9 protein-coding genes are annotated in these 11,730 nt (G+C 72.8%); 3 read left to right on the top strand and 6 right to left on the bottom strand.

Features of this window, described 5'->3' with window-relative positions:
- Positions 1–20 precede the first annotated feature (20 nt).
- Positions 21–425: a roadblock/LC7 domain-containing protein gene (locus Sfr03f_RS16200; protein WP_174721610.1), complete on the top strand. Its 405-nt coding sequence runs from the start codon at positions 21–23 to the stop codon at positions 423–425.
- Between the two features lie 9 nt (positions 426–434).
- Positions 435–860: a hypothetical protein gene (locus tag Sfr03f_RS16195; RefSeq protein WP_108954594.1), complete on the top strand. Its 426-nt coding sequence runs from the start codon at positions 435–437 to the stop codon at positions 858–860.
- Positions 861–938: 78 nt separating this feature from the next.
- On the opposite strand, the gene Sfr03f_RS16190 is transcribed toward Sfr03f_RS16195, so the two are convergent.
- Positions 939–1,229, bottom strand: coding sequence for a type II toxin-antitoxin system antitoxin (locus tag Sfr03f_RS16190; protein ID WP_108954593.1), 291 nt, complete (start codon positions 1,227–1,229; stop codon positions 939–941).
- Positions 1,226–2,188 (bottom strand): SPFH domain-containing protein, encoded by a 963-nt coding sequence (locus Sfr03f_RS16185; RefSeq protein ID WP_108954592.1) that lies wholly within the window; start codon positions 2,186–2,188, stop codon positions 1,226–1,228. Before Sfr03f_RS16185 ends, Sfr03f_RS16190 begins: the two co-directional genes overlap by 4 nt.
- A gap of 299 nt (positions 2,189–2,487) precedes the next feature.
- Between Sfr03f_RS16185 and Sfr03f_RS16180 the strand changes: the two genes are divergently transcribed.
- The gene (locus tag Sfr03f_RS16180; protein WP_108954591.1) at positions 2,488–4,728 is read left to right on the top strand and encodes a transglycosylase domain-containing protein; all 2,241 of its coding nucleotides are present in this window, start codon (positions 2,488–2,490) and stop codon (positions 4,726–4,728) included.
- A gap of 112 nt (positions 4,729–4,840) precedes the next feature.
- Here Sfr03f_RS16180 and Sfr03f_RS16175 read toward each other — a convergent pair whose 3' ends face one another.
- The 4 genes from Sfr03f_RS16175 to Sfr03f_RS16160 all read right to left on the bottom strand — a co-directional run bounded on the left by Sfr03f_RS16175 (position 4,841) and on the right by Sfr03f_RS16160 (position 11,592).
- Complete coding sequence (locus Sfr03f_RS16175) at positions 4,841–6,976, bottom strand: ATP-binding SpoIIE family protein phosphatase (RefSeq protein WP_108954590.1); 2,136 nt, start codon at positions 6,974–6,976, stop codon at positions 4,841–4,843.
- A gap of 192 nt (positions 6,977–7,168) precedes the next feature.
- Complete coding sequence (fomD, locus tag Sfr03f_RS16170) at positions 7,169–7,861, bottom strand: cytidylyl-2-hydroxypropylphosphonate hydrolase (protein WP_108954589.1); 693 nt, start codon at positions 7,859–7,861, stop codon at positions 7,169–7,171.
- 268 nt (positions 7,862–8,129) lie between these two features.
- Complete coding sequence (locus Sfr03f_RS16165) at positions 8,130–9,581, bottom strand: class II fumarate hydratase (RefSeq protein WP_281262839.1); 1,452 nt, start codon at positions 9,579–9,581, stop codon at positions 8,130–8,132.
- A 346-nt stretch (positions 9,582–9,927) separates the two neighbouring features.
- Positions 9,928–11,592 (bottom strand): fumarate hydratase, encoded by a 1,665-nt coding sequence (locus tag Sfr03f_RS16160; RefSeq protein WP_108954588.1) that lies wholly within the window; start codon positions 11,590–11,592, stop codon positions 9,928–9,930.
- Positions 11,593–11,730 lie beyond the last annotated feature (138 nt).

The following is an 11,730-nucleotide window of genomic DNA, read 5'->3' as shown; positions in this document are numbered from 1 at the left end:
ACGGGGACAGGGGAGCGGGCATGGACCACGAGGCGTTGGCCAGGGAGATGCAGGACCTGCGCCGGCAGGTGACCGGCATCACCGACACGGCGGTGGCCGCCGCCGACGGCCTGCTGATCGCGGCGGACACCGCCGCGTCGATCGAGCCCGAGGGCCTCGCCGCCCTCGCGGCCGCGGGCCTCGGCCTGGCCCGCCGCACCACCGACGCGACCGACCGCGGCGTGCTGCGCCGCACGGTGACCTACGGCAGCCACGGCTGCGCGGCCTTCTACGCCGTGGGGGACACCGCCCTGATGGTCGTGCTCGGCGACGAGGGGGTGGACGTCGACCGCCTGAACGCGGCGGTGCTGCCCGCCGTCGACAGGATCGAGTCGATCCTCACCGGCACCACCCGCACCAGCCCTTCCACCAGCGCGAGGATGTGACGGAACAGCATGACCACCAGAACGACGGCAGGCTTCTCGGACCAGGTGATGGGCCTGGTCAAGACCCTGCGCAACGAGGCACCCGACTGCGTCGCGTCGGGCGTCGTCGACATGGCGACCGGCATGCTGCTGGCCTACGAGACCATCGACAACCACCCGCCGGAGGTCCTGGACCTGCTGGCCGGCGCCACCCTGGACCTCTTCCAGGGCCGCACCGTGGTGATGATCGAGGACATCTTCAAGGAGCGCCGCGGGGTCCGGAGCGACAACCACTTCTTCCAGGAGATCCTGGTCAACAGCGACAACCTCACCCACCTGTTCGTGAGGATGACCGAGCAGCAGGACGTGGTCGCCGTCGTCGTCTGCCGCAAGGCGGTCAACGTCGGCATGCTCTTCGCCCAGACCCGCCGCGTCGTGCGCGAGCACGGCCTTTAGCCGGGCCTCCGAACGCCGCGCGCACGAGGCCGTCGGCACGTGACGCACGGCCGCCGCCCCGGACGGCGGCGGCCGCGGTCACTCCCCGCGCGGCCGCCCCCGCCGGGGCATCGGTCCGGTGCCCTTCGGCAGCCGGCCCGCCTCCGCCAGCGCGCGGCGCAGCAGGAACTCGATCTGCGCGTTGGCGGACCGCAGCTCCTCGCCCGCCCACCGCGCCAGCGCGTCGTGCACCAGCGGGTCCAGCCGCAGCAGCACCTGCTTGCGCTCGGCGGTCCGCCGGCGCCGCGCGGGCGGCCGGTCCCCGGAGCCGGACTCCTCGGGGGCGGCGCCGGGCGGCTCCGGCGGACGCTCGTCGTCGCCTTCGCTCACTGGTACAGCGTTCCCGTGTTGAGCACCGGCTGCACGGAACCGTGGCCGCACAGGACGACCATCAGGTTGGAGACCATCGCGGCCTTGCGCTCCTCGTCGAGCTCCACGATGTCCTGCTCGGCGATCCGGGCGAGCGCCGACTCGACCATGCCGACCGCGCCGTCGACGATCTGCCGCCGGGCCGCGACCACCGCGCCGGCCTGCTGCCGCTGGAGCATCGCGGAGGCGATCTCCGGCGCGTAGGCGAGGTGCGTGAAGCGGGACTCGATGATCTGGACGCCCGCGGCCTCGACCCGCGCGTGCAGCTCCACGGCCAGCTTCTCGGTGATCTCCTCCGCGTTGCCGCGCAGCGAGAGCTCGTCCTCGCCGTGCGCGTCGTAGGGGTACTCGATGGCGATGTGCCGCACGGCGGCCTCGGTCTGCGTGGAGACGAACTCCAGGAAGTCGTCGACCTCGAACCGGGCCTGCGCGGTGTCCTCGACCCGCCAGACCACCACGGCGGCGAGCTCGATCGGGTTGCCGTAGGCGTCGTTGACCTTGAGGACGGCGGTCTCGTGGTTGCGCACCCGGGTGGAGATCCGGGAGCGGGTGGTGAGCGGGTTCACCCACCGCAGGCCGTCCTCGCGGACCGTGCCGCGGTAGCGGCCGAAGAGCTGGACGACCCGCGCCTCGCCCGGGGCGACCATGTTCAGCCCGGCCATCGCGGCCAGCGAGAGCAGGGCGAGCAGCAGCGCGGCCACGATCAGCGCGACCTGGGCGCCGCCGGAGGCGCGGTCGGCGCCCAGGTACCCCAGGCCGACCGCGACCAGCACGCCGAGCAGTCCCAGCAGCAGCGCGAGGCCGCCGCCGAGCGAGCGGGCCGGGAACTCCCGGACGCTGGGCCTGGGCATCTCGGGCACGTCGACCGTCTCGCGGGACGGCCGGGCGGGAGGAGTGCCGGGACCGGCAGGAGTGGACATGGGAGCCCCCGTTTCATGTCTGCGCCGTCGCACGACGACGACCGATGTCTATCTAAGTGATATCACTTTTTCGGCGCCGTGAAACCCTCCCCGGGTCCTCTCCGGGCAACCGTTCGGCCTCGTGACACGTCAGAAACGGTGGAAGCTGAAAGATTCGGGTGCTGATTCTCACGTCCGCAAAAGACCGGATCGACACCTCTTTGTCACAGGGTGCGGTGTTACCTTTCGGGACTGGCCGTGCCTCCGGAGACCGCCGGGGCCAGGACGACGAACGACGTGAAGCGGGGCGAAAGAGGACCATGGGGCGAGCTGATCTACGACATGCGCGCCGACCACGGGGCATACGCAGGTTCTTCACCTGGCGGAAGCTGCTCGGCACGTTCCTCGGCGTCTGCCTGCTCGGCATCGGCTCCCTGATAGCCCTGTACCTGCTGGTCGACGTCCCGGACGAGGGCAACGCCCTGGCGCAGAGCCAGAGCAACATCTACCGCTACAGCAACGGCAAGGTCCTCGCCCAGCGCGGCGAGGTGAACCGGGACGTCGTCGACATCGACGTGGTGCCGGAGCCCGTCCAGCACGCCTTCGTCGCCGCCGAGAACAAGACCTTCTACAAGGACCCCGGCGTCGACATCAAGGGAACCCTCCGCGGCCTGCTCAACACCGCGCGCGGCAAGGGCAAGCAGGGCGGCTCGACGATCACCCAGCAGTACGTGAAGAACTACTACCTCACGCAGGACCAGACCGTCACCCGCAAGATGCGGGAGGTGGTCATCGCGCTGAAGGTCGACCGGCAGATGACCAAGGACCAGATCCTCGCCGGTTACCTGAACACCAGCTACTACGGCCGCGGCGCCTACGGCATCCAGGCCGCCGCCCAGGCCTACTACCGCGTCGACGCCAAGGACCTCACCGTCCAGCAGGGCGCCTACCTGGCCGCGCTGCTGCAGGCGCCCAACCAGTACGACTGGGCGATCGCCTCCAGGACCGGCAAGCGGCTGGCCGAGGAGCGCTGGAACTACGCGCTCGACAACATGGTCGAGATGAAGTGGCTCGGCGCCTCCGACCGCGCGGGCATGAAGTTCCCGGTGCCCAAGGAGCCGCGCCCCGCGGCCGGACTCCAGGGCCAGGCCGGCTACCTGGTGCAGCTGGCCAACAAGGAGCTCCAGCAGCAGCTGATGGAGACCCAGGGCATCACCGCGGCGGAGGCCGAGGCCAAGGTCGAGGGCCAGGGCTGGGACGTCACGCTCAACGTCGACCCGAAGAAGCAGCAGGCGCTGGAGAAGGCCGTGAAGCGGCAGCTCACCGGCAAGCTGGACCCCGAGCAGCGGAAGGTCGACGCCGTCGTCCAGGCCGGCGCGGTCTCCGTGGACCCCAGGACCGGACGGATCGTGGCCCTCTACGGCGGACAGGACTACCTGGAGCACTACTTCAGCAACGCCACCCGCACCGACTTCCAGATCGCGTCGACCTTCAAGCCGCTGATCTTCGCGGCGGCGCTGGAGCGGGGCGCGACCACCCAGGACGCGCAGCAGATCACCGCGAACACGGTCTACGACGGCACGAGCAGGCGGCCCGTCGTCGGCAGCGACATCCCCTTCGCCCCGCCGAACGAGGACGAGGTCGACTACGGCCCCGTCACCGTGCAGACCGCGATGAACAAGTCGGTCAACTCCGTGTTCGCGCAGATGGGCGTGGACGTCGGCATGGACGACGTGCTGGAGACCGCCGACCGGATGGGCGTGGACACCGACAAGCTCGACCCGCTGCCCGCCTACACGCTGGGCTCCATGGACGCGAGCCCGCTGCAGATGGCCGGGGCCTACGCGACGCTCGCCCGCCACGGCCTCCAGGTCACCCCGACCCTCGTCAAGAAGGCCGAGCAGGGCGGCACCACCGTCGACATGCCCGACGCCGTCGGGGACCGGATCCTCACCCGCAACACCGCCGACACGGTCACCTCGGTGCTGACCGGCGTGGTCGACGACGGCACCGCCCGCACCTCCGTGCGGGACAACCCGGCCCGCGCCGGCCAGCAGGTGGCGGGCAAGACGGGAACCTCCGACGGCAACAAGTCCGCCTGGTTCGTCGGCTACACCCCCGACCTGGTCACCGCGGTCGGCATGTTCGGCGAGCACCCGAAGAGCCACAGGCACGTCTCGCTGAGCGGAGCCACCGGACTCATCCCGGGCAAGGGCCGCATCAACGGCGGCGGCTACCCGGCGCAGATCTGGGCCGACTACACCTTCGGCGTGACCGACGGCTCCGCGCGGTTCGACCTGCGGACCGACCAGGGCGCGGCGATCGCCCCGACGCCGACCCAGACGCCGTCGCCCACCCCGAGCGAGACGCCGACCGAGACGCCGTCCCCCACCCCGAGCGAGACGGTCACCGAGACGCCGACCGGCACGCCCACCACGGAGGCCCCCTCCGAGTCGGGCCGGCCGACCGAGGAGGAGACGACCACCGATCCGCGCCCCGGCCGTCCGACGGACGACGCGGAGGCCCCGGCCGCCGGCGACGACCTCGACGTCCTGAGGTAGTCACGGGCCGTCCCTCCGGGGACGGGCCCTCCGGGGACCGCCACCGAACGGAAGGGGCCCCGCCGCTGTTCGCGGCGGGGCCCCTTCCCGCTGTCGTACGCCAGGCGTCGCGTCAGGGATGGTTGAGCTCGAACCAGACCGCCTTGCCGGTGGACAGACGGGTGGCGCCCCACCGGCGGGCCAGCCGGCTCACCAGGTACAGGCCGCGGCCCCCCTCGTCGGTGGCCCGGGCCTGCCGCAGCCGCGGCAGCTGCGGGACGTCGTCGACCACCTCGCAGCGCAGCACGTCGGTGCGCAGCAGCCGCAGCGTGATGGGCCGGTTCGAGTACCGCACGGCATTGGTGACGACCTCGCTGACCAGCAGCTGGACTGAGTCGGTCAGCGCGTCCAGCCCCCAGTTCTGCAGTGCCGTCCGCGCCAGCCGCCGCGCCTGGCCCGGCGCCGCGTTCTCCGGGTACAGCTCCCAGGACGCCACGTCGCTGGGGGCGATGCCCTCGAACCGGGCGGCGAGCAGCGCGATGTCGTCGTCGCGGTCGCCGGGGCCCAGCATGTCCAGCACCTCGTCGCACAGCGCCTCCAGCGGCGGCGCGTGGTCCTGGCCGGTGAGCCGGGCGGTGGCCTCCAGCCTGTCCCGCAGCTGCTCTATGCCGGTCCACACGTCGCGCAGCCGGGACTCGACCAGGCCGTCGGTGTACAGCAGCAGCGTCGCCCCGGCCGGGGCGTCCAGCTCGACGGCCTCGAAGTCGACCCCGCCCACGCCGATCGGCGCGCCGGCCGGCACCTCCAGCACCTCGGCCCGCCCGTCCATGTGCAGCAGGACGGGCGGCGGGTGACCGGCGTTGGCGATGGTGATGCGGTGCGCGACCGGGTCGTAGACCGTGTACAGGCAGGTCGCCATCCGGTCGGTGCCCAGCCGCTGCGCCTGCTCGTCCAGGTGGTGCAGGACCTCCTGCGGCGGCAGGTCGAGCCCGGCCAGGGTCTGCGCCGTGGTCCGCAGCTGGCCCATGATCGCCGCGGAGGTCATCGAGTGACCCATCACGTCGCCGACCACCAGGGCGACCCGGCTGCCGGGCAGCGGGATCGCGTCGTACCAGTCGCCGCCCACCCGGGCGGTCTGGGCGGCCGGCAGGTAGCGGGAGGCGAGGCGCACCCCCGTCGGGCGGGGCAGCGTCTCCGGGAGCATGGTGCGCTGCAGCTCGTCGGCGATGTACGCCTCACGGCCGTAGAGCACCGCCTTGTCGATGCCCAGCGCGCTGTGCGTGGCCAGCTGGGCGGCGACCAGCAGGTCGTCCCCCTCGAACGGGATGCGCTCGGGACCGCGCAGGAACACCGCCGCGCCGATCACCCGGCGGCGGCCGCGCAGCGGGGCCAGGATGGCGTGCTGGCCGGTGGCGACCGCGTCGGCGCCCTCGCCGAGCAGCCCGGACAGCGCCTCGCGGGCGGTCGGCGAGTCGGCGAAGACGGGGCGGACCCCGCGCAGCACCTCGTCCAGCGGGCTGCCCGGCGGCACCTCCGCGTCCGGCGCCTCGCCGGTGGCCAGCGCGGGCAGCGCGGGCAGCGGATCCGGAGCGCCGGACACCCGGTCGGGCGGGATGCGGTCGGTGCGGCGCAGCCGCAGCACCACCGGACCGGCGGGCCGCTCGTCGCCCACCGGCAGCGGCTCACGCAGGTGGACCAGGATGGCGTCGGCGAAGGCGGGCACGGTGGCCCGGCACAGGCCCATCACGATCTCGTCGAGGTCCATGCCGCGCGCGATGCGCCGGGTGGCCGCGCCGACGAACCGCAGCCGCTCGCCGTCGCGCCGCATGGGGACCGGGCCCGCACCCGGCCCGGCGGCCCGGCCGCTGCGGCGGTCCTTGCCCCCGGGCGCGCCGGAGCCGCCCGGGGCCCCGGACGGTTGCGGGGCGCCGGACGCCGAGGCCGGGGCGGCCTTCGCCGCGGGCGCGGTCCGCACCGCCGGGGCGCCCCGGCCGTTGCCCCGGCCGCCTTTGCCCTTGCCGCCGGAGGCCTGCTTGGCGGACCGCCGGCGGGACGGCTTGGGCTGCGCGGGGATGGAGTCGGGCGCGGGGCGTGGGCGCGGGGCGTCGGCGGGGTCGGCGCCCGACTCCGGCTGACTGTGCTCGGACCGGGCGCCGGCGGGGCCGGACCGCCGGTCGCGCGGCGCCGTGGACCGGGCCGGCCCTGCGCCGGGGCGCACGGAGGCCGGGGTGTCGGGTGTGGGGTGCTCCGTCACGCTTGTCGAATCCATCCGTCCGGGGCCGCCAAAGGCCAATCCCGTGCTCGCCGGTCCGCACCGGCGCCGCCCTCGCGAACCTTCCCTCTCATCCCTGCCACCAGGGGCTGACCTGACGTCAACCCCTGGGAGAACACTTGCCGTTGCCCGCCGCGCGCGTTCCGGAGGACGATCCTACGGTTGGGCTCCCACGGTGCATCAAGGGTCTCACGTGGAGACGTGCGCGGGCGTGCGGTCCCAGTCATCCGGCAAGGACGGAAGCGTCCAGGCCGGGTCCGGCCGCCAGTTCTCCCAGCCGTCGGAGAACGGCGAACCCCAGGCGCGCACCACCTCCACCGCCTGCAGCCCCGCCTCCCGGACCCGCACGGCGGTGCCCGCGTCCATCAGTCCGGCGCGCTGCGCCTCGGCGAACTCGTCCTCGTCCTGCCAGGACCAGGTGCGGTCCGGGCCGACGACGACGTCCAGGAAGTGGTCCTCGGAGTCCACGCCGCCCGCCCAGCGGGCCAGCGGCTCCTCCAGATTGACGTACCAGTTCTTGAACCGCCAGCCCGATTCCCAGAACAGCCACACCGACCACGGACGCCCGGGCTGCGCCAGCTTCAGCACCCCGGTGCCGAACCAGCGGCCGCGGCGCGTGGCGCGGGGCTTGGTGTAGCGCGACTCCAGCGGCTCCCGGTGGACCGGGGTGCCGTCGGCGAGCACCGGCCGGACGCACTCGGTGTCCGGGGCCAGCCAGACCGCCAGCAGTTCGGCGTCGTCGCGGACCACGGTGACGGGACGGCAGATGTGGAAACGGCTCCCGGCGTTCTCCCGGTACCGCCACAGGATGTGACTGCCGGGGGTCCAGTACTCCGTCGCCCCGCTCCCGTTCCGCCGTGCCGCTCCGCAGTCTGCTGTCATGGGCCGATCCTAGGCGTCACCCGGGCGCGCCCGCTGCGGTCCGGATCACGCGCGTTCACACGGGCGCGACGGGAGGGGTCCGCGCGGCGGTGCGGGCGTGGCGGCGCGGTGGGGTGCGGCGGCGTGGTGGGGGGCGGTCACGGGCGGTTCTGCCCGCGGCCACGGGCGGTTTCCACCCCCGGCCACGGGCGGTCCAGCCGGCGGAGCGGGGGACTGGGCCACGGGCGGTTCGCCGGCGGTGCCGGGGCCGCCCGTGGCCGTCAGCGGGTCAGGGCCGGGTCATCCGCAGCACGTCCAGGGCCTCGTCCAGCTGCTCCAGCGTGAGCTCGCCGCGGTCCACGTAACCGCCCTCCAGCACCACCTGGCGGATGGTGCGCCGCTCCGCGAGCGCCCGCTTGGCCACCTTCGCCGCCTCCTCGTAGCCGATGTACCGGTTCAGGGGCGTGACCACGGACGGCGAGGACTCGGCGTACTCCAGGGCCCGTTCACGGTGCGCGACGATCCCGTCCACCGTCCGGTCGGCCAGCAGCCGGGAGGCGTTGGCGAGCAGCCGCACCGACTCCAGCACGTTCTTGGCGATCACCGGCAGCATCACGTTCAGCTCGAAGTTGCCCGCGGCGCCCGCCCAGGCGACGGTGGCGTCGTTGCCGACCACCTGCGCCGCCACCATCAGGACCGCCTCCGGCACCACGGGGTTGACCTTGCCCGGCATGATCGACGAACCGGGCTGGAGGTCGGGCAGGGCGATCTCCGCGAGGCCGGTGCGCGGTCCCGAGGACATCCAGCGCAGGTCGTTGCAGATCTTGGTCAGGCTCACCGCGACGGTCCGCAGCTGCCCGCTGGTCTCCACGACGCCGTCCCGGGCGCTCTGCGCCTCGAAGTGGTCGCGGGCCTCGGTGAGCGGGAGCCCGGTGTCCCGGGCGACCTCCGCGATCACCGCCGCCGAGAACCCGGGCGGGGTGTTGATGCCGGTGCCGACCGCCGTGCCGCCCAGCGGGAGCTCCGCCAGGCGCGGCAGCGAGGCGCGCAGCCGCTCCACCCCGTACCGGATCTGCGCCGCGTAGCCGCCGAACTCCTGCCCGAGGGTCACCGGGGTGGCGTCCATCAGATGGGTGCGGCCCGCCTTCACCACGTCGGCGAACTCCTCCGCCTTGCGCTCCAGCGCCCCGGCCAGGTGCTCCAGCGCCGGGATCAGGTCCCGGGTGACCGCGGCCGTGGCCGCGATGTGGAGGGAGGAAGGGAAGACGTCGTTCGACGACTGGGAGGCGTTCACATGGTCGTTGGGGTGGACGTCCCGGCCGAGCCGCTCGGTGGCCAGGGACGCGATCACCTCGTTCATGTTCATGTTGGACGAGGTCCCCGACCCGGTCTGGAAGACGTCCACCGGGAAGTGGTCGTCCCACGCGCCCCGGGCGACCTCGGCGGCGACCGCGCGGATCGCCTCGGCCACCGAGCCGTCCAGCACGCCCAGTTCGGCGTTGACCTTGGCGGCGGCGCCCTTGATCCGGGCCAGCGCCTCGATGTGGGCGCGCTCCAGCCGCTGCCCCGAGACGGGGAAGTTCTCCACCGCGCGCTGCGTCTGCGCCCGCCACCTGGCCGTGGCGGGGACCCGCACCTCGCCCATGGAGTCGTGCTCGACGCGCCACTGCCCGGCCCGCGCCTCGGCGCCGGGCCCGTCGAAGTCGTCCGTCGCGGCGTCCCGTTCCGTCCCGCTCGTCATCGTCGTCCCTTTCCTCACCCGGTTTCCACCGGCCGGGGCGCCGGCCGGTCCGCCGCACGCCTCCCCCTTCAACCGGTTGACCGGTTCGTCGTCTTCCCAACCGCCCTTACCCGCCGGTACACACCCAAGGGGACGTCCGAGCGGGACACCGCACCACGCGGGAGGGGTCGTCCACCGCGCAGCACCGACCGGCCACGGCCGCCGCGCGCGGCGAACCGGCGGTTCGTGTGAGCGGCGCGCCGACGTGAGCGGCGCGCCGACGTGAGCGGCGCCCGACGCACGCGTGCGGCGCGCGCCGCCCGTAGGACCCGGGCGGTGCACGCCGCACGCGTGTGGTCGGTCCGGGTCAGAGGCCGGGGCCGCGGACCGGGATGGAGGTGAAGGTGGGGGCGGGCGCCGGGTTCTGGAAGAAGTCGTTGCCCTTGTCGTCGACCACGACGAACGCCGGGAAGTCCTCGACCTCGATCCGCCAGACCGCCTCCATGCCGAGCTCCTCGTACTCCAGGACCTCGACCTTCTTGATGCAGTCCTGCGCCAGGCGCGCGGCGGGGCCGCCGATGGAGCCCAGGTAGAAGCCGCCGTGCGTGGCACAGGCGTCGGTGACCTGCTGGGAGCGGTTGCCCTTGGCCAGCATGACCTTGGAGCCGCCCGCGGCCTGGAACTGCTCCACGTAGGAGTCCATCCGGCCGGCCGTGGTGGGGCCGAAGGAGCCGGAGGCGAAGCCCTCGGGGGTCTTGGCGGGGCCCGCGTAGTAGACCGGGTGGTCCTTCAGGTACTGCGGCATGCCCTCGCCGGCGTCCAGGCGCTCCTTGATCTTGGCGTGCGCGATGTCGCGGGCGACGACCAGCGGGCCGGTGAGCGACAGGCGGGTCTTGACCGGGTGCTTGGTCAGCTCGGCGAGGATCTCGTCCATCGGCCGGTTGAGGTCGATCTTGACGACGTCGCCGGACTGGATGAGGTCGGCCTCGGTGGTGTCCGGGAGGAAGCGCGCCGGGTCCCTCTCCAGCTGCTCCAGGAAGACGCCCTCGGCGGTGATCTTCGCGACGGCCTGGCGGTCCGCGGAGCAGGAGACGGCGAGCGCGACCGGGCAGGAGGCGCCGTGGCGGGGGAGGCGGATGACGCGGACGTCGTGGCAGAAGTACTTGCCGCCGAACTGGGCGCCGATGCCGAGCTCGCGGGTGAGCTCGAAGACCTTCTCCTCCAGCTCGGTGTCCCGGAAGCCGTGGCCCAGCTCGGAGCCCTCGGTGGGGATGTTGTCCAGGTAGTGCGCGGAGGCGTACTTGGCGGTCTTCAGCGCGAACTCGGCCGAGGTGCCGCCGACGACGATCGCCAGGTGGTACGGCGGGCAGGCGGCCGTGCCCAGCGAGCGGATCTTCTCCTCCAGGAACTTCATCATGGAGGCCTCGTTGAGGACCGCCTTGGTCTCCTGGTAGAGGAACGACTTGTTGGCCGAGCCGCCGCCCTTGGCCATGAAGAGGAACTTGTAGGCGCCGCCGTCGGTCGCGTACAGCTCGATCTGCGCGGGCAGGTTGGAGCCGGTGTTCTTCTCCTCCCACATGGTGATCGGGGCCATCTGGGAGTAGCGCAGGTTGAGGTTGCGGTACGCGTCGTAGATGCCGCGGGAGAGGGCCTCCTCGTCGCCGCCCTCGGTCAGCACGTTCTGGCCGCGCTTGCCCATCACGATCGCGGTGCCGGTGTCCTGGCACATGGGCAGCACGCCGGCCGCCGCGATGTTCGCGTTCTTCAGCAGGTCCAGGGCGACGAACTTGTCGTTGGCGGAAGCCTCGGGGTCGTCGATGATCTTGCGGAGCTGGGCGAGGTGGTCGGGGCGCAGGTAGTGCTGGATGTCGTGCACGGCCTCCTCGGCGAGCTTGCGCAGCGCCTCCGGCTCCACCTTGAGGAACGTGCGGCCGTCGGCCTCGAAGGTCGACACGCCCTCGGAGGTCACCAGCCGGTAAGGGGTGGTGTCCTCTCCCGCGGGGAGCAGATCGGTGTACGCGAACTCAGGCATCTTCGCCCATTTCCTCACTCGAAAGACAGCCGGTGCCCACCAGCCTAAGACGTGGGCGCGGGGCCGCCGATGTGAGGTGGGGCTCGTCACGACATCCCCCTTCCGGAGGATGTTCGCGATACATCGCGACTGCTAGCC

The sequence above is a fragment of the Streptomyces fragilis genome, assembly GCF_003112515.1.
GTDB classification, from domain to species: domain Bacteria; phylum Actinomycetota; class Actinomycetes; order Streptomycetales; family Streptomycetaceae; genus Streptomyces; species Streptomyces fragilis.
Note: the sequence above shows the minus strand (reverse complement) of the source record. Positions and strands in the feature narration are given on the sequence as shown.